Raw genomic sequence first — 22,350 nt, forward strand, 5'->3', positions numbered from 1 at the left:
CGGTGAGCCGATTGTTGGCCGCGCGCTACTGCCGCACGACTCCCGCTGGCGGCAGCGGCTGGCTCGTGACGTTGGGCTCGGCCGCATCGAGGTTGAGCACCTCTGCTGCGGCCGGAAACGCGGCATCGGCCATGGCGGCGTGGCCCTCGGCGGTCGGATGCACGGCGCCGCCATAGACGGCCGAGAGCACGCCCCAGCTCGCATCGTGGATGTCGGAAGGCTGCATCGCCGCGGGCAGCCCTTGCGGATAGGTCATCGCCGAGAAGTAGCTGTCATTGGCGTCGCGGATCCAGCGCGCGCGCGGCAAATAGGGGCGATATTCGCTGGCGCCGCGGCCGCACAGCAGCGGCTCGTTGGCGGCGCTGACGATGTTCGGATCGAAGCTGGCGCCGTCGGCCGAAAAGCATTCGCGGTCGAACGGCGGATCCTGCGTCGAGCGGGCGCAGAAGCCGTGATCGGCAAACGCGGCCTGATGAGCATCGACGAAGGTCATGCGGTCGGCCTGCGGATCGCGGCACAGAACTCCCGCGGTGCATTGCGCCAGCCCGCGCAGCGACGGCAGGAACTCGTTCTCGACGAAGCCCGCGACCTTGGCGAGCCGCTGCGGATTGGCATTGAACGACGGATGGACCTCGAAGCCGGCCGGGCCGCCCGGGCAGGGCGTGCCGGCACGGCTCAGCGCCGGATTGCCGTAGGAGGTGTAGATGACGTGCGAGAGGTCGCCGACCAGCGGCTTCAGCGCCTCGCGCAGCTTGGCAAAGCCCTGCGGCAGGTCGCTCGCCAGCTCGCTGCGCGATTCATCCACCGAGCCGATCACGCCGGAGCGCTTGAACAGGGTGCGCTCGGTCGGCGTGTCGACGATGACGTCGGCGACGAGGCCGGAGAAGTTGATGTCGTTGGCGCCGATCGACAGCAGAATCAGGTCGAGCTTGCGGTCCGGCTGGCGGCGCTTGGCCGCGGTCAGCGCCTCGCGCAGCTCGCCGAGCTGGCCGTTGACGCCGCCGGCGCAGGTCGCGACCGAGCGGCCGGGCGTGCATTCGCGCGCGCGCTGGCTGCCAAACAGGCCGTCGGCGATGGTGGCGCCGGTGCAGGCGAGCGGCAGGTAGGTGACCGCGACGTGCGGATAGCGCACCGCGAGCGCCAGCGCCGTGCGGGTCTGGTAGCTGTAGAGCGAGCGGTGGCAGGCAGCGTTGAGCCAGACCGCGCTGTATTTCTGCCAGTTCTGCAGCGTGTCCGGCGCCTCGCAGGCGCGGCCGCCTTTGAAGCCGGCGCGGCTCGGCCGATAATATTGCGCGGTCGGGCCGCCGAGATAGGAGCGGAAGCAGAAGCCGTCGTCGGCGAGCGCGATCGGGCGGTCCGGATTGCCCTCGCCGGAGGCGATGCTGTCGCCGAGGCCGGCGATCAGGACGTCACGGACCTGGATTCCGGTCGAGACCTGCCGCGTGCCTTCGGGACTGGCGACATCGACGGATGCCACGGTCTGGCGGCCGTAGCGGACGCGCAAATTGACCGGCTCGGCGCAGTCGAAGGTCGAGGTTTGCGGCCCGTCGCCGTCGTCGAACGACCAGGCGCAGGTGGCGCCGACCGGCACCGGGCCGGTCAGGCGCACGGTGACCGGATGGTCGATGGGTGTGAGATAGCTTTCCTTGACGTTGTCGCGCGTGCACGGCTCGTTGACGCGGCCGGCGAGGTCGATGCAGAGCCGGTTGACGACGTTGCGCGCCCAGCCGCGGCCGTCGCTCTGCACTCCCAGCGCCTGCTCGGCGGCGAGGATGGAGCGGTCGCGCGTGCTCTCGGTATGCAGCAGGAAGTCGCGCTCCTCGCGGAAGAGACGGAAGCGGTTGCGCACCTCCCAGCTGATCTGCAGCGGCGCTGCGCCGAACTGCGCGGCCGCCTCGGTGGCGGCGAGAGGGGCGAGCAGGCTGGCCAGGACGCAGGCGGCGAGCAGCGGACGAGGGGGCATTCGGGTCATGCGCAAAGATTCACGTCAGCGATGGGGCGGAAATAAGAGGACCGCACGCGAGTTCAACCGGTCGAGGATCGAACCGTCGCATCGTCCGCGAGAGAATTGCTGCTCAGCGCTGGGAGTGGCGCTTGATGCGCTGGGGAACCGCGGCAGGGGCCGTGGCGGCGGCGCGCTTGGCCGCGACCTCGTCCTCGCAGGCGGCGTTCAGCCGGCGCCGCTCCTGCCACGGCTTGACGACGTTCATCCAGAGCTCCCTGATGCCCATGATCGAGATCGCGATGGCGAAGGGGATCACGAAATAGAGCACGCGGAAGACGAGCAGGGTGGCCAAGAGCTGCTCGCGGCCGAACTGCGGCAGCGCCACCAGCATCGCGGCATCGAACACGCCGATGCTGCCAGGCGCATGGCTGGCAAAGCCGAGCAGGGTGGCGAGGATGAACACCACCGACAGCGACAGGAAGTCGATCGGAGGATCGGCGGGGACGAGCAGGTACATCGCCAGCGCGCAGAAGCCGAGGTCGACGACGCCGATCAGGATCTGCACCAGCGTGAGCTGCGCGGAAGGCAGCACCACCTTCCAGCCGTTCTGGCCGAGCTGCCGGCGGTTCTTGCCGGCGGTCAGCCAGCCGAGATAGGCGAAGATCGCCCCGAGGATGCCGATCGCGATCAGCTGGTTCATCGCCGGGGGCAACTGGTCCATCGCGGTGGCGGCGGCCGGATGCAGGGTCATGCCGATGCCGAGCACGAACAGGTTGCCGAGCCAGAAGGTCAGGCCCGACAGGAAGCAGATCTTGGCGACGTCGATCGCGGACAGGCCGTAGTCCGAATAGATCCGGAACCGGATCGCGCCCCCGGTGAAGACGGTGGCGCCGATGTTGTGGCCGATCGAATAGCTGGTGAAGGCGCTCATCGCTGCGATGCGATAGGGGACGTGTTTCTTGCCAATCGTTCGCAGTGCAAAATAGTCATAGAAGGTCAGCGTGCAGAACGCGCCGATCACACACAAGGCCGCGAGCGCGATGTGACCGAGCGGGATTTCGGTGAGCGCCGTCAGGATGACGCCGGCATCGACGCCCTTGAGCGTGCGCACGAGCGTCGTGATCGCGAAGGCGATGATCGCAAGGCTCGCTGCAATCCCCAGCCGCTTCCAGCCGATCCATTTCTTGAAGCCACGCGAGAGCGTGGTCAGCAGGCGCTGCATTCATCCTCCCGGCGGGGCGGTACTAGTTCTTGGAAAAGAGGCGAAACCATTGGTCGATGGAGGCGGGCAATTCGTGACAGCCTGTTCCTTATGCTAAAATGCGCGCCTTGTGCAGTCCTTGACACAGCTCAGCTCCGACCCATGCGGCGCGGGTCTGTCACACTTCAGTCACATGGCTGGCGGCCGCCTCAGTTCGGTCCAATTGGTCACGCGCGCGGTTCACCAGCAAACTTGGCCCTCTGCGACCGGTTCCGGCCGGCAGGGCCGGTTGCGCCGGAACAACCGCGGTGGCCGCCGGTTAGCGCCCCGAGGGCACAGCGAACATGGCGACGATCGGTCGGGGAGGGACCTGCCATGTTCCCGAACCAAGAGGACATGAGGCAAATGGGACTGTTCACCAAGGACATCAAGACGATGAACGATCTGTTCGTTCATCAGCTGCAGGACATCTATTACGCCGAGAACCAGCTCGTCAAAGCGCTGCCAAAGATGGCGGACAAGGCGACGGATCGGAAGCTCAAGCAGGGTTTTCTGACCCATCTCGATGAGACGAAGACGCATGTGACGCGTCTCGAGCAGGTGTTCAAGATGCACGGCATCGCGGCCAAGGCGGTCGACTGTCCGGCGATCGACGGCATCATCGAGGAGGCCGAGGAGGTCGCGGGCGAGGTCACCGACAAGGCCGTGCTGGACGCAGCGCTGATCAACGCCGCCCAGGCGGCCGAGCACTACGAGATCACGCGCTACGGCAGCCTGATCGCCTGGGCCAAGCAGCTTGGCCGCAGCGACTGCGCCGCCGTGCTGCAGAAGACGCTCGACGAGGAGAAGGCGACCGACATGAAGCTGACCAAGCTCGCCGAGAGCGGCGTCAACCTGCGCGCCGCAAGCTGATCGCGTCATCAGTCGATGAGACAAAACGCCGCGCGGACATCCCGCGCGGCGTCGTCGCATCCGGATGCCGCGCGTCAGCTCTTACGCAACGCGAAATTGGCGCCGCAGAACGCCATCAGGGCACCGAGGCAGAGCGCGGCGAGGCCGGCCAGCACACCTGAGGCCGACGGCACCGGGCTCGGGCCGGAGATCGCCTGGCCGATGCCGGCCAGCATCAGTACGCCGACTACGACCAGGAAGTTGCGCATCCGCTGCGGGATCTCGCCCGACACCGCGCTGTGCATGATGTTGGCGATGAAATAGCCCGAGGAGAAGCCGACCGTGGCGATCAGCCACCAGGCGATCGCCGATCCCGCCGGCATGAAGGCGCCGCTCTCGGTCTGCCACAGGCCGCCGAGATCGAGCCCGTAGCGGGCGCCGAGCATGTGCACGGCCAGCGCCAGCAGCACGCCGGCGGCCATCGCTCCGGCCAGGATCAGGTGGCGCGGAAAATAGATCGTTTCGCTCATGCTCCGTTTGTAGGATAAGGCGCGCGCCACACGCAACAGGACCGATCCATTTCCCAGGACATCACCACAGAAGGCCATGACGCGATCCGCTACGCCTACAAGGCGTCGTTGATCGGCGCCGCGCAGCAGTTCGAGCTCACGGGGCAGGGCCTGTCGTGGCGGTTCGCCGGCCGCACCGGCCTGTGGCCGTACGCCGACATCGCCGCGATCCGGCTGTCCTACCGGCCGGTGTCGATGCAGGCGAAGCGTTTTCGTGCCGACATCACCCATCGCGATGGCCGCAGGCTGAGCATCATCTCGACTTCCTGGCAGACGGCGGCGCTGATGGCGCCGCAGAGCGAGGCCTATCGTGCTTTCATCCTCGGCCTGCATGCGCGGCTCGCCTCCAGCGGCAGCAACGCGCGGCTCACGGCCGGCCTCGGCCGCTTCACCTACGGCGCGGCGCTCGCCGCGATCGCGCTGTTCGCGGTGGCGATGACCGGGCTTCTGGTGCGTGCGCTCGTCATCGCCGAATGGTCGGGAGCGTTGTTCCTGATCGGCTTCGCCGCGCTGTTCGCCTGGTATGTCGGCGGCTTCATCACCCGCAACAGGCCGCGCAGCTACACGCTCACGGATATTCCCGGCTCGCTGCTGCCGTGATCACGCGGCGTCATCGCCGGTCATCGAATGTGAGCGCGCGACAGCGCCGCGTCATGCCAGGATGAGCCGACGTTGGGAGAAGAACGATGCAGGATCGCGCGCTGCGCAGACCGGATGACGCCGAGATCGCCGCGGTCAACGCGCGGCATTTCGCCGATACGCCGCTGCGGCCGGCCGATCTCCTGTTCGTGTTCGGGACCCGCGTCGACGAGGAGCTGCGTGCCGAGACGGCGGTGAAGCTGTGGCAGCAGGGCTACTTCCGCCACGCCATCGTCAGCGGCGGGATCACGCCGGGCGCTGATCTTTCGGAGTGTACGCTGATCAAGGCCGCCATGGTGAGGCGCGGCATTCCGGCCGAGCGCATCCTCGAAGAGCACCACGCCACGAATACCGGCGAGAACGTCGCGCTCGCGCTGCCGGTGATCGACGCCGCGCTCGGCCTCGCCAATGTCGGCAGCGTGATCTGCCTCGGCAACAGCTGGACCGCGCGGCGCTACGCGATGACCCTGCAGCGGCACTGGCCCGAAGTCGAGAAGATGCTGCTGACGGTCGATAGCTTCGGCGTACCGCGGCAGTCGTGGCACACCCATCCGGAGTTTCGCCGCCGCGTGCTGAGCGAATGGGACAAGATCGAACCTTATAAGGCGAAGGGCTTCATCGCGGAGTGGCCGTGATCGACTCGGCGCCTGCTCGCACTTCGATGACAACAGCGTCCATCGGGTCTCATGGCAGACTTTGGTGGTCATTCCAGACGGGGCATCTGGCCCCTGCGACGGAGTTTCCATGAACCAAGGTGCAGGCCGTATTGTCGCCCACTACGAGCACCATGCGCTGTCGTGGGACGCCGACCGCCGCGCGGCTGCCTGGACTGACAAGCCTCCCATCGAACGCTTCCTTGCGTGTCTCCGACCGGGCGCAACCGTGCTCGATCTGGGCTGCGGGGGCGGTGTGCCGATCGCAGCGCACATTTCCGGACAGGGGTTGTCCGTCACCGGCGTGGACAGCTCGCCGACGATGATCGCACTTTGCCGAACGAGGATGCCGGATCAGGAATGGATCGTCGCCGACATGCGGTCGTGGACCTCAGGGCGGCGATTTGACGGGGTGCTGGCGTGGGACAGCTTCTTCCATCTCGGACACGACGACCAGCGGCGAATGTTTCCAGTCCTCGCGGCCTGCACGGCTTCGGGCGGCATTCTGATGTTCAACGCAGGCCCCGCACATGGTGAAGCCATCGGGTGCTATCGCGGCGATCCGCTTTATCATGCGTCTCTCGATCCATCCGAGTACGCGGCGCTGCTTCGCGACAATGGTTTCGAATTGATCGCACATTCGGTTGGCGAGCCAGCGAACGGCGAGCGTAGCTTCTGGCTTGCTCGCGCGGCTGAGGCTGGTCCGACCGTCTGACTCACGGCTCGGTCAAAGCGGTCCGACATGCGAAGATGCGGTGATCTGCCGCCTCACGGCCTCACCACCAGCACCGAGCACTTGGCATAGCGCACCACGTGCCCCGCGTTGCTGCCGAGGAAGTAGGTGCGCATCGCCGGGCGGTGCGAGGTCATCACGATCAGGTCAGCGTTGACCTTGGCCGCCTCCTCGAGGATCTCGTGATAGATGCCGCCCTGGCGTACCGTGTAGCTGATGCGCTCGGCCGGGATGCCGGATTCGCGCGCCACGATCGACAGCGCTTCCTCGGCGGTCTCGCGCTGCTGCGCATCGAAATCGGCCGGGACGTATTCGGCGAGCATCACCGGCGTCATCGGCATCACGTTGAGCAGATGCACCGTGCCGCTCCAGGTCTGCGCCAGCGTGGCCGCGGTGGCGATGGCCGGCTTGGCGAGGTCGGTGTCGGCCAGATCGATCGGCACCAGAATCGAGTTGAACATCGAAGGTCCTCCTCTCTCTCCGCCGGCATTACGCGCCGGCCCCGACCTGCCTGTCAATCGACCGAGCCGTGCTTGAGCAGTTTCGGCGTGATGAACCTCAGCAGGTTGCCGCGGGCGAAGCTCACATCGCCCCAATCGTCGGTGTCGAAATCGAGCACCGCGAGTCCCGCGGTCGGCATGTTGCGCATCAGCTCGTGGCGGGCCTCGGAATCGCCCTCGCCGGTCAGCGCCAGCGCCAGCTCGTGCATGCCGGGATTGTGCCCGACGAGCAGGAGCTGCTTCGGATCATGCGCTGCCGCAAGGCGGATGTGATACAGGATCTGCATCGGCTCGGCGCCGTAGAGCTCGGGAACGGACTCGACCTGCGGGGCCGGGACACGGTCCTTCATCGCCGCAAGCGCGAGGTCCCAGGTCTGCTGCGCCCGAACCGCGGTCGAGACCAGCACCAGCTCCGGCACCGGCGGGTGGCTGGCGATGAAATCGCCGATCATGGCGGCATCCTGGTGCCCGCGCTCGTCGAGACGGCGGTCCTGGTCGCGGCCGGTCGGCGCGTCAGTCTCGGTCTTGGCGTGGCGCAGCAGCATCAATCGGCGCATGGAATTCCGTCTCGAATCGTTCAGGCTGGGTCAGCCTCTACCACGTCTCTTTATCGCCATTAAAAGCGTCATGACGTCCGGCGCAGGGTTCGCTAAGAAAACGCCATGAGCGAGACTTCCACAAGCATGAACGATGACGCCGATGCCGCAGGTGCACACGGCCGCACCAGGTTGAATTTCGACCTCGACGTCGACGTCTGCGTGGTCGGGGCGGGATTGGCCGGCTTGACGGTGGCGTTGTGCGCGGCCCGGCAGGGGGCGAGCGTCGCGGTGCTGGAAGGTCGCCAAGTCGGATGGAACGCATCCGGTCACATGATCGGCACGGTCATGCCCGGGTTCGACCTGCCGCTGCCGGATCTGATCGAGCGCGTCGGGCTCGCGCATGCGCGGGCGCTGTGGGCGTTGTCCTGGTCCGGCGCCGAGTTCATCCGCGCCCAGGCCACCGAGGCTGCGATGCCGGGCATCGGGCTCAGCGAAGGCGCGCTCGAAGTCTCCAATGTCGATGCCGGCGACGCCTTGATCCGCCGCCTGCAGATGCTGCACGAGGATTTCGACACCGAGGTTGAGGGCTGGCAGATCGAGCGCGTCAGGACCAAGCTCAAGACCGACCGCTACTTCCATGGCGTCCATTACCCCCGGGCGTTCCAGCTCGATGGCCGGAAGTATGTTCATGCCCTGGCGCGGCTTGCGCACAGGGCCGGGGCGCGGATCTTCGAGGATACGCCGGTGGTCAGCATCGATGCGTCAGGCGTGCGCAAGCGCATCGTGACGCCGTCGGCGCGGATGCGGGCCTCGCATATCGTGCTGGCCGGCAACATTCATCTCGGCGCGCCGCTGCAGAAGCTGTCCGATACGCTGCTGCCGGTGTGGCGTTATGGCGGCGTCACCGCGCCGCTCGGCGAGCGGCTGGCTGATGCGATCGCCTTCCGGGGCTCGGTCAGCGACACCGACGGCATCGATCATTTCCGTGTCGTCGATGGCGACCGGCTGATGTGGGCGAGCCCGGAGACGACCTGGGACGCCCGGCCCAGCGGATTTGCCGCGGCGTTGCAGCGCCGGATCCGGACGGTGTTCCCGCAGCTCGGCCGCGTCGAGATCGCCGAGACCTTCGGCGGCGTGACCGGCCAGACCGTGCATGGCATGCCGCAGATCGGCCAGCTTCGCAAAGGGCTGTGGGTCGCGAGCGGCTTCGGCCGGCAGGGGCTCAACACCTCGGCGATGGCCGGGCAGCTGATCGCGCAGGCGATTCTCGCCGGCGACGACCGCTGGAAGCTGTTCTCGCCGTTCGAGCTGGTCTGGGCCGGCGGCGTCAGCGGCCGGGTCGCCGGCCACGTGGTCAATCTCTGGATCCGCGGCCGCGCCGCCGCGGCCGGGACGCTGGCGCGGCACCGCGAGCGCGTACGCGCGCAGGAGCGTGTGCGCGAGATCAGGGCGGCCGAAGCGCGGCGCCGGGCAGCCGAGCGTCCCGGCTCGCGGCTGCCGTTGCGGCCGCAGCCATCCGATCTGAACCGCCGTCCCGACGCCGGGGAGGGCTGACCCCTCGCAAGAAAGTGAGCCGTCGCGCCGGCGCCTGACGTAACTTCGCGGGATCCCATCCGTAGATCCGGTAACCCATCGCCGCACGGAGACATCCATGATCGACCGCCGTCTGATGTTCACCACCGCCGCCGGCCTGTTCGGCTTCACTGCCCTGCGCTGGCTCGGCGACTCCGCGCCGGCCCGCGCCGCCGAGAAGTTCGAGATCGAGAAGACCGAGGCCGAGTGGCGCGCGCAATTGACGCCGCAGCAATACGAGATCCTGCGCGAGGAGGGCACCGAGCGGCCCTGGACCAGCCCGCTGCTGAAGGAGCACCGCAAGGGCACCTTCGCCTGCGCCGGCTGCGACCTGCCGCTGTTCTCCTCCGACACCAAGTTCGACAGCGGCAGCGGCTGGCCGAGCTTCTTCAAGCCGCTCGACAATGCCGTGGCGACGCGCCAGGACAAGACCTACGGCATGGTCCGCACCGAGGTGCATTGCCGCCGCTGCGGCGGCCATCTCGGCCACGTGTTCGACGACGGCCCCAAGCCGACCGGCCTGCGCTACTGCATGGACGGGCTGTCGCTCACGTTCCATCCGGCAAATCCGTCATCGACCTAACAGGAATTTGCGCCCGGATTGTCCGGCCCGTCCGTTCAAGGCTCAGATGGGGGTCTTCAGGACGCGCCGGCAGCCGCGACGAGCGGTCGAGCCGGAGCGCGATTTGGCGCGTCCGGCCCGGCAAGAACTGCCGGCTCGGCAATTGTTCACCAGTTTTGACGCCGCTTTTTTTACGTTGCTGTTTTCCAACCCGCTGATTTCACAGCATTTTCACATCTGGCACAGCGATTGCGACAGCTCTCCACGAAACGCGGTGCGGGCCGACCCGCCACCGGCATCACAGTGGAGAGATTGGTATGGGTATCTTCGACGCGATGAACACTTCGGTGAGCGGTCTGTCCGCTCAATCATTCGCGCTGCAGAACATTTCCGGTAACATCGCGAACGCGTCGACCGTCGGCTACAAGGGCATCGGCACCAGCTTCGAAGACCTCATCCCGAACGCCACCAACCCCACGCGCCAGAATGCCGGCGGCGTCACCGCCTTCGCCAAGGCCACCATCACCACCCAGGGCACCGTCTCGACGTCCTCGGTCGCCACCAACATGGCGATCAACGGCGATGGCTTCTTCAACGTGCAGAAGGCCTCCTCGGTCGTCGACAACGTGCCGGTCTTCACCGGCGTCACCAACTACACCCGCCGCGGCGACTTCCAGCTCAACGCCAACGGCAACCTGATCAACGGCGCCGGCTATTACCTGATGGGCGTCGCGGTCGATCCGAAGACCGGCAACGCCACCGGCAACGTGCCGACCGTGCTGCAGTTCGCCAACAACTTCGTGCCGGCGCAGGCGACCACCGCGATCCAGTATGCCGCCAACCTGCCGACGCAGCCGAAGACCGCCGCGAGCGGCAACGCTGCGACCGGCACGCTGGTCGCGGCCGGCGGCCTCAACTCGGCCGATCTCTCCAACGTGCCGCTGCCGGTCGGCACCAACTTCTATGCCGACTCCACCGTGACCGGCGCCACCGCCATGAACAAGGTCCCGGCGCAGATCACGACCTCGACATTGTTGAGCGGAGCCAGCGGCGACTCGATCTCGAGCAACTTCACCGCCGGCGACACCATCACCCTGACCGGCAGCGCCGGCGACGTCGTCACCTTCACCTTCGTCGCCTCCGGCGCCTCGGGTACCCAGATCAATGTCGGCGACTCCGTCGGCACGCTGTTGGCGAAGATCGCGACCGTCACCGGCGTGCAGCCGACCATCACCGCCGGCAAGATCACGCTGCATTCCGGCAGCGGCGAGGACTGGAACTTGAGCAGTGCCTCCCCAGGTTTCACCGCGCTCGGCCTCACGTCACCCGTGGCGCTGACGCGCACGTCGAGTCCCGGCACCGGCATCGTGATCGGCAACGATCTCACCAACTTCAACAACGAGACGATCTCGGGCGGCGCGGTCACGGCCTACAACTCGTCGGGCACGCCGGTGAACGTGCAGCTGCGCTGGGGCAAGGTCGACAGCTCAACGCTCGGCACGGGCCACAAGGACACCTGGAACCTGTTCTACCAGACCGACTCGAACGCGACCGGCTCGACGGTGGCGTGGCAGAACGTCGGCACCAACTTCCAGTTCGCCTCCGACGGCTCGCTGGTGTCGCCGACGACCTCCAACATCTCCATTCCCAACGTCGTGGTCGACGGCACCACGCTCGGCACCGTCAGCCTCAACATCTCCTCGGGCGCGCTGACGCAATATGCGAGCACGATCGGCTCGGCGACCATCAACCAGATCAATCAGAACGGCTTCGCCGCCGGCCAGCTGCAGTCGGTCGCCGTCAACAACAGCGGCGTCGTCACCGGCACCTTCTCCAACGGCCAGACCATCAACCTGGCGCAGGTCACGCTGTCGCACTTCAACGGCACCAACTACCTGAAGGCGCTCGACGGCGGCGCCTATGAGGCGACCGACCAGTCCGGCCAGGCCATCATCGGCGCGACCGGCAAGATCTCGGGCGGCTCGCTGGAAGGCTCCAACACCGACATCGCCGACGAGTTCACCAAGCTGATCGTGACCCAGCAGGCCTATTCGGCCAACACCAAGGTGATCACGACGGCCAATTCGATGGTGCAGGATCTTCTGAACGTGCTGCGCTGACCGCGCTGAGACGTGGCAGTTGAATTGACACAAGGCTACCGAACATGGGTTTGAGTTCTGCCCTCGCCACCGCGATGTCCGGCCTGCGTTCGACGCAGGCCGCGCTCTCGATCATCTCCTCGAACGTCGCCAACGCGAACACGCCCGGCTATGTCGCGCAGAACCCGAACCAGATCGAGGTCGCCAGCGGCGGCTTCGGCTCGACGGTGACGACGACGGGCGTCAACCGTCAGCTCGATTTGTTCGTCCAGAACCAGCTCCGCACCGAGACCTCGGGCGGGACCTATGCCAATCAGATGGCCAACATCCTGGGTCAGCTGCAAACCGTGTACGGTACGCCCGGCGGCAGCGGCACGCTCGAGACGGCGCTGAACAATTTCACGACGGCGCTGCAGTCGCTGTCGAACAATCCGAGCAACCAGTCGGCGCAGTCGGTGGCGCTGTCGGCGGCGCAGGGCGTGGCGCTGCAGCTCAACGCGACCACCAAGGGCATCCAGACCCTGCGCACCAATGTGGAGCAGGACATCGGCAATTCGGTCACGCAGGCGAATGCCGCGATCAAGCAGATCGCGACGCTGAACATGCAGCTGCAGGGGCTCAGCCCCTCCGACCCGCTGTCGGCGACGTTGCAGGACCAGCGTGACAACGCCATCGACACGCTGTCCAAATACGTCGACATCCGTGTCGTCTCGGATGCGACCAACGGCACCAGCGTGTTCACCAATTCCGGCATCCAGCTGGTCGGCGCGGGCCTCAGCTCGGAGTTCACCTTCTCGTCGCCGGGGACGCTCGACGCCACCTCGCTCTACAGCAGCGATCCGACCAAGACCGGCGTCGGGCAGCTCAACATCAAGCTGTCGAATGGCGTATCGCTCGACGTCGTGTCGAACAATCTCCTGAACTCGGGGCAGATCGCGGCCGATCTCAAGCTGCGCGACCAGACCCTGGTGCAGGCGCAGACCCAGGTCGACCAGCTCGCGGCGACGATGGCCTCGGCGCTGTCCGACAAGACCACGGCGGGCACCGCGGTGACCGGTCCGCCGGCCGGCTTCGACGTCTCGACCACCGGGCTGCTGGCGGGCAATACCATCAATCTGACCTACACGGATTCGAGCAACGTCCAGCGCCAGGTCAAGATCGTCAACGTCAACGATCCAGCGGCGCTGCCGCTGCGGAATGCCACCGGTGCCAACCCGTCCTATGTCGGCGTCGACTTCTCGCTCGGCATGGCCTCGGTGGTGTCGCAGCTCAACAGCGCGCTCGGTGGCGCGCATCTGCAGTTTGCCAATCCATCCGGCACGACGCTGCGCATCACCGATGACGGCACCAGCCAGGCGACGGTCAAGGCGGCCTCGGCCACCACCACGGTGCAGACGCTCGCCAGCGGCAACGCGCAACTGCCGGTCTTCACCGACGGCGGCGCGCTCTACACCGGTGCGATCACCTCGACCGGCTCGCAGATGACGGGTCTCGCCGGGCGGCTCAACGTCAATCCGGCGCTGCTGAACGATCCGACCAAGCTGTCGACCTATTCGACCTCGCCGCAGACCGCGGCCGGCGACCCGACGCGGCCGGACTTCCTGTTCGCGCAGCTGACCTCGGCGACCTTCAGCTACTCGCCAACCACCGGCCTTGGCTCGGCGGCGCAGCCGTTCCAGGGCACGGTGTCCGGCTATCTGCAGCAGTTCGTCAGCCAGCAGGGCAGTGCCTCGACGCTGGCGACCCAGCTCAGCCAGGGCCAGAGCGTCGTGGTCAGCACGCTGAAGGAGAAGTTCCAGAGCACGGCGGGGGTCAACATGGACAGCGAGATGTCCAACCTGATCCAGGTCCAGAACACCTATGCGGCCAACGCCCATATCATGTCGGTCGTGCAAAGCATGATGCAGAGCCTGCTCCAGGCATTTTAGTGAGGCGCGTGTAAGATGTCGATCAGCAGTGTCAATTACGGAAATTCCCTGCTCGGCCTGTCCGTGCGGAACATCTCGAACCAGCTCGCGGACCTTTCCACGCAGCTCTCGAGCGGCGTCAAGGCGAACAACTACGCCGGCATGGGGCCCGACGAGGGGTTCGCGATCGCGGCGCGGGCGCAGCTCTCGAATATCTCGGCCTTCACGCTGACGATGACCCACGTCAATACCGTGATCGGCGCGGTCAATACCTCGCTGCAGTCGCTGTCCAAGATTCATGACCAGGTCCAGAGTGGCGCCTCGGCGACGCCGCAGAACCTGACCAGCACCGGCCAGACCACCGGACAGTTGACGGCGCTGTCCAACCTGTCGGCCATCACCGGCATCCTCAACACCCAGGTCGGCGATCGCTACATCTTCTCCGGCAGCGCCACCGACCGGCCGGCGATCGCGTCGGCCGACGACATCCTGAACGGCACCACGACGCAGGCCGGGCTGAAGCAGGTCATCGCCGAGCGGCAGCAGGCGGATCTCGGGCTCAACGGTCTCGGGCGTCTCAACCTTTCGGCGTCGGCCACGATGCCGATCACGCTGGCGGAGGACGTCGCCGGCTCGCCGTTCGGTTTCAAGCTGAGCGGCGTGACTTCGTCGCTCACCAACGCCACGGTGACCGGACCGTCCGGCTCGCCTGCGGGCATTTCGGTCGACCTCACGGCGGGCAATCCGAATGCGGGCGACCAGATCAGCTTCACCTTCAAGCTGCCCGACGGCACCTCGGAATCGATCAAGCTGACGGCGTCGACCACGACGCCGGCGCCGACCAACACGTTCGCCATCGGTGCGACGCCGGCGGCCACCTCCGCCAATCTCAACGCGGCGCTCAACACGGCGCTGTCGACCCTGGCCAACACCTCGCTGACCGCCGCCTCGGCAATCGTCGCCGGTGACAATTTCTTCAACACGGCGAGCTCCGTTTCGGGAACGGCCGTCAACAACAAGGCCGCGACGCCCGCGCCGATCACCGGCGCGACGCTGCTGTCGGGACCGCTCAGCAGCGATTCGATCGCGACCAATTTCACCGCCGGCGATACCATCACCGTCAATGGGCAGACGCTGACCTTCGTCGCCTCCGGCGCCAACGGCAACAACCAGATCAACGTCGGCGACAGCGTGCAGACGCTGCTGTCGAAGATCGACACGCTCAGTGGCACGTCGAAGCCGTCGACGATCAGCGGCGGCGTGATCACCTTGCGCACCGACGACGCCGCCAGCTTCTCGGTGTCGAGCTCGAACGCGGGTGCCTTCGCGGCGCTGGGCTTCTCCGGCACAGTGACGGCGGCGACGCCGCCCTTGCGTGTCTCCGGCTCGCCGCTGGGGTCGGCGACCAGCCTCGTCAACGGGTCGACCAACACCGTCGCCTGGTACACCGGCAACAGCGGTCCCGGCTCGGCGCGGTCGAGCGCGACCATCCGGATCGACACCGCGCAGAGCATTCAGTTCGGCGCCCAGGGCAACGAGTTCGCGATCCGCAACCTCGTGCAACAGACCGCGGTCTACGCCGCCGTCAACACGCCGCCGGCGGGAGCGAATGCGCCGCAGCAGATCGGCGCGCTCAGCCAGCGCATCGCCGCCAACCTGACGCCGCAGCTCGGTCAGCAGTCGATCTCGGACATCCAGACCGATTTCGCCAACGCCCAGACCACGATGAAAGACGCCACGGCGCGTCAGACCCAGGCCAAGGCCGCGATGCAGAGCATGGTCGACCAGACCGAGGGCATCTCGCAGCAGGAGGTGGCGAGCCAGATCCTGCAGCTGCAAACCAACCTCCAGGCGTCCTACCAGACGACGGCGATGCTGGCCCAGCTCACGCTCGTGAAATATCTGTAGCGCCCCGGGGGCGGCGGTTAGGTTTTCGTTAACCACGTCTCTTTAGCTTTTGTTCAGATCTGGGGCGAGAGCCTCTTTGTCTGGAGGCGGACGTGAGTGACGGAACCGACGAGCGCATTCACCTGGTGATCGCGACACCATGCTTCGGCGGCCAGGTGTCGAGCATCTATGCGAGCTCGATCTTCGCCCTGCAGCGCGAGTTGCGCGCCACCTCGAACGTCGACCTGACCGTCCACATGCGCGACGGTGATGCGCTGATCACCCGGGCGAGGGCCAATCTGGTCACCCTGTTCCTCAATGATCCCTCGGCCACGCATCTGTTTTTCGTCGATGCGGATATCGGCTTCACGCCAAGGCAGGTGTTCCGGCTGATCGAGTCCGGCGGCGACATGGTCGCCGGTGTCTATCCGGTCAAGAAGGTCAATTGGAACAAGGCACGCCGCGCCATCAACGACAACCGGATGGACGTGCCGGCGGCGTCGCTCGATTACGTGCTGGAGATCGACAATCCGGACCACGTCGCGGTGGTCAACGGCTTCACCCGCGTGCGCTATGCCGGCACCGGCTTCCTGATGATCCGCCGCCGCGTCGTCGAGGCAATGATCGCGCACCCGGCCTACGCGCCGCTGCAGTTCTTCCGCGAGCATTCGCAGGACGCGCTGGCCGGCTGCCCGAACCGCTTCGCGCTGTTCGAATGCATGATCGATCCTGAAACGGGCACCTATCTCAGCGAGGATTTTGCGTTTTGCAGGCGATGGACCGATCTCGGCGGTGAGATCTGGGCCGATCTCGACAGCCGGCTCGATCATGTTGGTCCGTCCGTGTTCCACGGCAATGTCGCCTCGCAATTCGCGTCGGCGGTGGCGGTTCCCACCGCTGCCGCGGCCGACGCAGCCTGATGATCCGCGCGATGACCCCGGCGGCAACCCGGTCGCACATCTCTCAGCCATCCCCGATCGACCGGCGCGAGCAGGGCGCCGCGACCGGACTGCGTGATCTGTTTGCCTTGCTCGGCGATCTCCTGATCGACGGCGGCGACATCCGCCTGGCGCTCGATCGCCCCTGGGGCCGCAACGTCTATGGCTGCGGGCCGTCGCCCGAACCCGATGTGCTGTGCTTCGCATCGAGCACGGCCTCGCCGATTTCGGAACGCGCCTATGCGCGTGTCGAGCTGGCGCGCGAGCAACTGATGCATGGGGCGATCTCGCTCGGCCTCGACGCGGCGCTCGACCGGCGCACCGAGGAGATGCGCTGCGAATTGCGTGGATATCTCGGCCTTGCCGACGAGGTCGACATCGTGTTCTCGCCGTCCGGCACCGACTCGCAACTGCATGCGCTGGCACTGGTGCGGGCGGTGCTGGGTGAGGCTGTCACGAGCATCGTCGTCGGCGGCGACCAGACCGGCAGCGGCACCGCCACGAGCGCCCGGGGACACCATTTCAGCACGCGGACGGCCAACGGCCTGACGGTGCGAATGAACACTCCGATCGACGGGCTTTCGGGCGACGCCGTGTCGCTGCCGCTGCTCGACGGCGCATCGATGCAGCCGCGCGCTGATATCGACGCCGAGGTGCTCGACAGCGTCGAGGCGCTGGTGCGGAACGGCCGTAGCGTCTTGCTGCAGGTCATGGATTCCTCCAAGCTCGGCTGGCGCGCGCCGGACATGGCCTGCCTGGACGAGGTGGCGCGGCGCTGGCCGGGGCGCGTCCAGGTCGTCGTCGATGCCTGCCAGATGCGGCTCGGCGCGGCGCGGCTGCGCGATCATCTCGAGCGCGGCCATCTGGTGCTCGTCACGGGCTCGAAGTTCTTCGGCGGCCCCGCCTTCAGCGGCGCGCTGCTGGTGCCCGCGGCCGCAGCGGCTGCGCTGCGCGGCGGGCATCCGATCGCGCCCGGCCTGTTCGACTACGTCAATCGCAGCGATTGGCCGCTCGCCTGGACGGATCTGCGCGCGCGCACGGCGCCGCGCGCCAATATCGGCCAATGGCTGCGCTGGGAAGCCGCGCTGGCGGAGATCGCGGCGTATCACGCCGTGCCCGAGACGTTTCGCCGGATGGCGATCCGGCAGCTCGGCGAGTCGATCGAAAGCCTGCTGATGCTGTCGCCGGTGCTGTGTCCGATCACCACCCGCGCCCCCGCGCAGGATGGGAGCGATGGCGAATTCGGCTTTCCCACCATCTTCCCGTTCGCGCTCCAGCGCGATGGCGGACCGCTCGGCCTCGGTGAGACGCAGGCGGTGTATCGCGCGCTGCAGCGCGACCTCGGCAGCCGCTTCACTGGACGCGCGGCCGAGGTTGCCGCGCGCCAGTGCCTGATCGGCCAGCCGGTGCGGATCGAACGCGCGCGCGAGGCGCCGACGGCCGCGCTGCGGCTGTGCATCGGCGCGCGCCAGGTGACGGACGCGTGGTGCGCTGACGTCACCGCCGCCCGGGTCAATCTCGATTCCGACATCGACCGCGTCGCCGACATCGTCGCCAAAACAGAGCTGCTCGTATCGGATCTGAGCAGCCAGGATCTCAGGGACATCTGCAATGCCGACTGATTTGCTCGCGCTGGCCGAGGCCAGCGGCGCAGGATATGCCGACCGGATCGGCATGGCCAAGCTCGCCAAGGCCGCCTTCGACGGCCAGGACCTGAAACCGATGTGGGCCGCCTTGCTCGCCAAGCTGCTCGACGGCCGCGCGCAGCCGGGCGAGGGGCTCGATCTCGCGCTGATCGCGCAGCTCATCGGCGAGAAATCGTCCGGGCTCGCGATCCAGTACGACGTTCTGCAGTCGCAGCAGCTCTACCGCGTTGCCAGCAACAGTGCGACGCCGCGGCTGCGCGTGCTCGCGCTCGCTGCGGCCACCGACATGGGCAGCAACACGCCGATCGAGTTCCTGCTCGAGGACAGCGACATCGAGCTGCTGCTGCTCTATGTCGTTCCGGGCGCGGACCTGCTGGCGCCTTTGCCCGCTCATGACGTCGCCATCGTCATCGCCTCCGATTCCGAGGATTGTCAGCACGCGCTGCGCGAGATCGATGCCGTCGCGGCGCGCTGGCCGCGTCCGCTGCTGAATCCGCCGGAGCGGATCTGGCATCTCGATCGCGACAAGCTGCATGCGCTGCTGGCCGGCATCGACGGGCTCACCATTCCGGCGACCATCCCCGTCGACCGCGAGCGTCTGATCGAGATCGCCGACGAGCGCGAATGGATCACGGACGTCGACCACTCGCTCGCCTTCCCGGTCATTGTCCGGCCGCGCGGCTCGCATGCCGGCGTCGGCCTCGAGAAGATCGATGAGCCGCTCGAGCTGTCGCTCTATCTCGACGAGCGCGACGAGCAGGAATTCTTCGTCTCGCGCTTCGTCGACTATGCCAGCGAGGACGGCCAGTTCCGCAAGTACCGCATCGTGTTCGTCGACGGCACGGCCTACGCCTGCCACATGGCGATCGCGCGGCGCTGGGACATCTGGTACCTCAACGCCAACATGGCCGGCAGCGAGAGCAAGCGCCTCGAAGAGGCGACCTTCATGCAGACCTTCGATATCGGCTTCGGCCGCCGTCACCGCAGCGTGCTCGATGCGATCGCCGCGCGCGTCGGCCTCGATTATTTCATCATCGACTGCGCCGAGACCAGGGACGGCGCGCTGCTGGTGTTCGAGGCCGACAACACGGCCGTCGTCCACAACATGGATTCGCCGGAGGTCTTCCCCTACAAGCCGCCGCAGATGCAGAAGATCTTCGCGGCCTTCGCGGCCATGATCGACAAGCGCGCCGCGTCGCGGGCGGAGCAGGCGGCGTGACCGCCGGGCTGCGCATCGATCCTGCATCGCGGACGGCGGAGACGCTCGATCCGCAACATTGGGACGAGATGCGCGCGCTCGGTCATCGCATGCTCGATGACATGATCGACTATGTCGCTGATATCCGCGACCGGCCGGTATGGCAGCCGATGTCGCCTGCGACGCGGCAGAGCTTTCGCAGCGCGCTGCCGCATGCGCCGACGGATCTCGCCGAGGTCTATCGGGATTTCGGCGAGCTCGTCGTTCCCTACGCGACCGGCAACGTGCATCCCGGCTTCATGGGCTGGGTCCATGGCGGCGGCACCGTGGTCGGCATGCTCGCCGAGATGCTGGCTGCCGGACTGAACGCCAATCTCGGCGGCCGCGACCACGCGCCGATCGAGATCGAGCGGCAGGTCGTCGACTGGATGCGCCAGTTGTTCGGCTTTCCGGCAAGCGCGAGCGGCATCTTCGTCACCGGCACGTCGATGGCGAACCTGATGGCGGTGCTGGTGGCGCGCCGCTCCGCGCTCGGCGCGTCGGTTCGCACGCTGGGCCTCGGTGACGACGGCCGGCGCTTGCGCGCCTACACCTCGAGGGCCGCGCATGGCTGCATCGCCAAGGCGATGGACATTTGCGGACTGGGCAGCGACGCGCTCGGCTGCATCGCGGTGGATGCCGCACATCGCGTCGACGTCGGCGAGCTGCGGACCGCGATCGCGCGCGATCGCGCCGCGGGACTGCATCCGTTTCTCGTCGTCGCCTCGGCGGGCACCGTCGATATCGGCGCCATCGACGGCCTCGCCGATATTGCCGAGCTCTGCCGTGCCGAGGGGCTCTGGTTTCACGTCGACGGCGCCTTCGGTGCGCTCGCGATGCTGTCAGCGGAGCTCGCACCGAAGCTCGCCGGCATCGAGCAGGCGGATTCGATTGCGCTGGATTTTCACAAATGGGGGCAGGTGCCCTATGATGCGGGCTTCCTGCTGGTGCGCGATGGCACCAAGCATCGCGACGCCTTCGCCTCGCCGGCCGCCTATCTGCGCCGGGAAACCCGTGGTCTCGCGGCGGGCACCGAGTGGCCCTGCGATCTCGGTCCTGATCTGTCGCGCGGCTTCCGGGCGCTGAAGACCTGGTTCACGCTGAGGACGTTCGGCACGGACGCGCTCGGCGCCGTGATCGCGCGAAGCTGCGAGCTCGCGCGCCATCTGGAGGCGCGGGTGCGCGCCGAGCCCGAGCTCGAGCTGCTGGCGCCGGTCAATCTCAACATCGTCTGCTTCCGCTATCGTGCCGACGATGCCGATGCGCTCAACGGCGAGATCGTCGCCGATATCCACGAATCCGGCCTCGCCGCGCCGTCGACCACGATGCTCGACGGACGGCTGGCGATCCGTGCCGCGATCGTCAATCATCGCACCGGGACGAGCGACATCGACCGGCTGATTGCGGCGGTCCTCATGTTCGGCCGCCAGCGCGCGGCCGGTCTCACGCCGTTGATCGAGGTCGATGCGCCGCCGCTGGCGCTCTGAGCGCAAACCGCATCTCGGCGTCGTCCGCTGGTCGATGACGACCGCCGGCAGAATGTCGCCGCGCGTGTCGAAACCTTTCCAAAGGTGGTTGACGCGTTGTGAACGACGGGCGCGTTTGTTGAATCAACGAGCCTTTTCAAAGGGCGTTCTTGCGCGATGACGCGGCAATGAGCCGCGCCGATGCGCCTGTTCCGCTGATTGAGGCGGCTGCGCACCACAACCCTTCAGCGTTTGTTAGCCACTGCCATTCACCGTGACGCCCGTCGTCCGGGGTCGTTCAAATCGACCTGGGCTGCACCCTGATCTCGAAGGGATCGGGGTTTATTTCACACCAGAAGGGTATGAAAATGTCAGGTATCGTTCTCTCGGCGTCGGTGCGTCAGAATCTGCTCTCGCTTCAGTCGACGGCTCAGCTCCTCGCGACCACCCAGAACAATCTCTCCACGGGCAAGAAGGTCAACTCGGCGCTCGACAATCCGACCAACTTCTTCACCGCCCAGGGTCTCGACAACCGCGCTTCCGACATCTCCAATCTGCTCGACGGCATCGGCAACGGCGTGCAGGTGCTGCAGGCCGCCAACACCGGCATCACCTCGCTGCAGAAGCTCGTCGACAGCGCCAAGTCGATCGCCAACCAGGTTCTGCAGAGCGCGGTGGGCTACTCCACCAAGTCCAACGTGACCTCGGCGGCGCTGACCGGTGCGACCGCCACCGACCTGCTCGGCTCCAGCTCGACGGCTGTGACCGGTTCGGTCGTGCAGAACGACAACACCACCCCGGCGGCGATCACCGGCTCGACCAAGCTGTCGGGCACGGCGGGCACCGCGTCGAACAACCTCGCCACCGGCATCACCTCCGGTGAGACGCTGGTCGTCAACGGCACCACCTTCACCTTCGTCACCGGCACGTCCTCGTCCGGCACCAACATCGGCATCGGCGACAGCGTCAGCAACCTGCTGTCGGCGATCCAGACCCAGACCGGCGTCACCGCGTCGATCACCGCGGGTGCGATCACCTTGACGCCGCCGGCGGCGGGATTGACGCTCTCGGGCAGCACCGGCACCTTGGGCAAGCTCGGGCTGACTGCTGTCGGCGACGGCTTGTCAGGTCAGACCTTGACGGTCGGCGCCACAGGAGGTGGCACGGCGACCAGCATCACGTTCGGTCTAGGGACAGGACAGGTCAAGTCGCTGAACGATCTCAACGCCAAGCTCGCAGCCAACAACCTGCAGGCCACGGTCGACTCGTCTACCGGCAAGATCTCGATCACCACGACCAACGACGCGGCTTCGGCCACGATCGGCGCGATCGGTGGTACGTCGGCTGCGGCCAGCCAGGCCTTCAA

At 66.8% G+C, this 22,350-nt stretch carries 18 protein-coding genes and 1 pseudogene; 14 read left to right on the plus strand and 5 right to left on the minus strand.

The window, feature by feature from the left end; all coding sequences use genetic code 11:
- Positions 1 to 25 precede the first annotated feature (25 nt).
- Both QX124_RS28095 and QX124_RS28100 read right to left on the minus strand, forming a co-directional pair.
- Complete coding sequence (locus QX124_RS28095) at positions 26 to 1,972, minus strand: hypothetical protein (RefSeq protein ID WP_315798874.1); 1,947 nt, start codon at positions 1,970 to 1,972, stop codon at positions 26 to 28.
- Positions 1,973 to 2,075: 103 nt separating this feature from the next.
- Positions 2,076 to 3,167, minus strand: coding sequence for a YbhN family protein (locus QX124_RS28100; protein WP_315758329.1), 1,092 nt, complete (start codon positions 3,165 to 3,167; stop codon positions 2,076 to 2,078).
- A gap of 384 nt (positions 3,168 to 3,551) precedes the next feature.
- Between QX124_RS28100 and QX124_RS28105 the strand changes: the two genes are divergently transcribed.
- Entirely contained in the window at positions 3,552 to 4,058 is a 507-nt protein-coding gene (locus tag QX124_RS28105; protein ID WP_315738813.1) for a ferritin-like domain-containing protein, read from the plus strand.
- A 74-nt stretch (positions 4,059 to 4,132) separates the two neighbouring features.
- Here the strand turns inward: QX124_RS28105 and QX124_RS28110 are convergent, their stop codons facing one another.
- Positions 4,133 to 4,567, minus strand: coding sequence for a hypothetical protein (locus QX124_RS28110; RefSeq protein WP_315738812.1), 435 nt, complete (start codon positions 4,565 to 4,567; stop codon positions 4,133 to 4,135).
- A gap of 108 nt (positions 4,568 to 4,675) precedes the next feature.
- On the opposite strand from QX124_RS28110, the gene QX124_RS28115 reads away from it, so the two are divergent.
- The 3 genes from QX124_RS28115 to QX124_RS28125 all read left to right on the plus strand — a co-directional run bounded on the left by QX124_RS28115 (position 4,676) and on the right by QX124_RS28125 (position 6,613).
- On the plus strand, positions 4,676 to 5,206 hold the full coding sequence (locus tag QX124_RS28115) for a hypothetical protein (protein ID WP_315798875.1): 531 nt from the start codon (positions 4,676 to 4,678) through the stop codon (positions 5,204 to 5,206).
- Positions 5,207 to 5,292: 86 nt separating this feature from the next.
- Positions 5,293 to 5,880 (plus strand): YdcF family protein, encoded by a 588-nt coding sequence (locus tag QX124_RS28120; protein ID WP_315777180.1) that lies wholly within the window; start codon positions 5,293 to 5,295, stop codon positions 5,878 to 5,880.
- Between the two features lie 109 nt (positions 5,881 to 5,989).
- Positions 5,990 to 6,613 (plus strand): class I SAM-dependent methyltransferase, encoded by a 624-nt coding sequence (locus QX124_RS28125; protein ID WP_315798876.1) that lies wholly within the window; start codon positions 5,990 to 5,992, stop codon positions 6,611 to 6,613.
- Positions 6,614 to 6,666: 53 nt separating this feature from the next.
- Here QX124_RS28125 and QX124_RS28130 read toward each other — a convergent pair whose 3' ends face one another.
- Together QX124_RS28130 and QX124_RS28135 are read right to left on the minus strand one after the other, a co-directional pair.
- A complete protein-coding gene (locus QX124_RS28130; protein ID WP_315712676.1) occupies positions 6,667 to 7,092 on the minus strand; it encodes a universal stress protein in 426 nt (141 codons plus the stop codon).
- A 53-nt stretch (positions 7,093 to 7,145) separates the two neighbouring features.
- A complete protein-coding gene (locus QX124_RS28135) occupies positions 7,146 to 7,688 on the minus strand; it encodes a histidine phosphatase family protein (protein ID WP_315738806.1) in 543 nt (180 codons plus the stop codon).
- A gap of 105 nt (positions 7,689 to 7,793) precedes the next feature.
- On the opposite strand from QX124_RS28135, the gene QX124_RS28140 reads away from it, so the two are divergent.
- The 10 genes and pseudogenes from QX124_RS28140 to QX124_RS28185 all read left to right on the plus strand — a co-directional run.
- A complete protein-coding gene (locus QX124_RS28140; RefSeq protein ID WP_315798877.1) occupies positions 7,794 to 9,224 on the plus strand; it encodes an FAD-binding oxidoreductase in 1,431 nt (476 codons plus the stop codon).
- 97 nt (positions 9,225 to 9,321) lie between these two features.
- Positions 9,322 to 9,825, plus strand: a complete 504-nt coding sequence (gene msrB / locus QX124_RS28145) for a peptide-methionine (R)-S-oxide reductase MsrB (protein WP_315798878.1) — start codon at positions 9,322 to 9,324, stop codon at positions 9,823 to 9,825.
- Positions 9,826 to 10,121: 296 nt separating this feature from the next.
- Complete coding sequence (locus tag QX124_RS28150; protein ID WP_315798879.1) at positions 10,122 to 11,924, plus strand: flagellar hook-basal body complex protein; 1,803 nt, start codon at positions 10,122 to 10,124, stop codon at positions 11,922 to 11,924.
- 44 nt (positions 11,925 to 11,968) lie between these two features.
- Entirely contained in the window at positions 11,969 to 13,831 is a 1,863-nt protein-coding gene (flgK, locus tag QX124_RS28155; RefSeq protein WP_315738802.1) for a flagellar hook-associated protein FlgK, read from the plus strand.
- A gap of 15 nt (positions 13,832 to 13,846) precedes the next feature.
- Positions 13,847 to 15,718, plus strand: coding sequence for a flagellar protein (locus QX124_RS28160; RefSeq protein ID WP_315798880.1), 1,872 nt, complete (start codon positions 13,847 to 13,849; stop codon positions 15,716 to 15,718).
- Between the two features lie 92 nt (positions 15,719 to 15,810).
- Positions 15,811 to 16,617, plus strand: a complete 807-nt coding sequence (locus QX124_RS28165; RefSeq protein WP_315798881.1) for a hypothetical protein — start codon at positions 15,811 to 15,813, stop codon at positions 16,615 to 16,617.
- Positions 16,618 to 16,628: 11 nt separating this feature from the next.
- A complete protein-coding gene (locus QX124_RS28170) occupies positions 16,629 to 18,257 on the plus strand; it encodes a hypothetical protein (RefSeq protein ID WP_315738798.1) in 1,629 nt (542 codons plus the stop codon).
- A 52-nt stretch (positions 18,258 to 18,309) separates the two neighbouring features.
- Positions 18,310 to 19,500 (plus strand): hypothetical protein, encoded by a 1,191-nt coding sequence (locus QX124_RS28175; protein WP_315739127.1) that lies wholly within the window; start codon positions 18,310 to 18,312, stop codon positions 19,498 to 19,500.
- Positions 19,501 to 19,568: 68 nt separating this feature from the next.
- Positions 19,569 to 21,005: an aspartate aminotransferase family protein gene (locus QX124_RS28180; RefSeq protein WP_315739126.1), complete on the plus strand. Its 1,437-nt coding sequence runs from the start codon at positions 19,569 to 19,571 to the stop codon at positions 21,003 to 21,005.
- A 347-nt stretch (positions 21,006 to 21,352) separates the two neighbouring features.
- Positions 21,353 to 22,350 (plus strand): annotated as a pseudogene (locus tag QX124_RS28185) (flagellar protein); the annotation flags it as partial.

Source organism: Bradyrhizobium sp. SZCCHNRI3043, assembly GCF_032377735.1.
Taxonomy (GTDB): Bacteria; Pseudomonadota; Alphaproteobacteria; order Rhizobiales; family Xanthobacteraceae; genus Bradyrhizobium.

What these genes read in the sequence shown, in the direction of transcription:
- QX124_RS28110 (WP_315738812.1), bottom strand. Translation starts at nt 4,567, where the DNA reads ATGAGCGAAACGATCTATTTTCCGCGCCACCTGATCCTGGCCGGAGCG.
- QX124_RS28105 (WP_315738813.1), top strand. Translation starts at nt 3,552, where the DNA reads ATGGGACTGTTCACCAAGGACATCAAGACGATGAACGATCTGTTCGTT.
- flgK (WP_315738802.1), top strand. Translation starts at nt 11,969, where the DNA reads ATGGGTTTGAGTTCTGCCCTCGCCACCGCGATGTCCGGCCTGCGTTCG.
- QX124_RS28140 (WP_315798877.1), top strand. Translation starts at nt 7,794, where the DNA reads ATGAGCGAGACTTCCACAAGCATGAACGATGACGCCGATGCCGCAGGT.
- QX124_RS28170 (WP_315738798.1), top strand. Translation starts at nt 16,629, where the DNA reads ATGACCCCGGCGGCAACCCGGTCGCACATCTCTCAGCCATCCCCGATC.
- QX124_RS28130 (WP_315712676.1), bottom strand. Translation starts at nt 7,092, where the DNA reads ATGTTCAACTCGATTCTGGTGCCGATCGATCTGGCCGACACCGACCTC.
- QX124_RS28175 (WP_315739127.1), top strand. Translation starts at nt 18,310, where the DNA reads ATGGCCAAGCTCGCCAAGGCCGCCTTCGACGGCCAGGACCTGAAACCG.
- QX124_RS28100 (WP_315758329.1), bottom strand. Translation starts at nt 3,167, where the DNA reads ATGCAGCGCCTGCTGACCACGCTCTCGCGTGGCTTCAAGAAATGGATC.
- msrB (WP_315798878.1), top strand. Translation starts at nt 9,322, where the DNA reads ATGATCGACCGCCGTCTGATGTTCACCACCGCCGCCGGCCTGTTCGGC.
- QX124_RS28160 (WP_315798880.1), top strand. Translation starts at nt 13,847, where the DNA reads ATGTCGATCAGCAGTGTCAATTACGGAAATTCCCTGCTCGGCCTGTCC.
- QX124_RS28150 (WP_315798879.1), top strand. Translation starts at nt 10,122, where the DNA reads ATGGGTATCTTCGACGCGATGAACACTTCGGTGAGCGGTCTGTCCGCT.
- QX124_RS28120 (WP_315777180.1), top strand. Translation starts at nt 5,293, where the DNA reads ATGCAGGATCGCGCGCTGCGCAGACCGGATGACGCCGAGATCGCCGCG.
- QX124_RS28125 (WP_315798876.1), top strand. Translation starts at nt 5,990, where the DNA reads ATGAACCAAGGTGCAGGCCGTATTGTCGCCCACTACGAGCACCATGCG.
- QX124_RS28180 (WP_315739126.1), top strand. Translation starts at nt 19,569, where the DNA reads ATGCGCGCGCTCGGTCATCGCATGCTCGATGACATGATCGACTATGTC.
- QX124_RS28095 (WP_315798874.1), bottom strand. Translation starts at nt 1,972, where the DNA reads ATGACCCGAATGCCCCCTCGTCCGCTGCTCGCCGCCTGCGTCCTGGCC.
- QX124_RS28135 (WP_315738806.1), bottom strand. Translation starts at nt 7,688, where the DNA reads ATGCGCCGATTGATGCTGCTGCGCCACGCCAAGACCGAGACTGACGCG.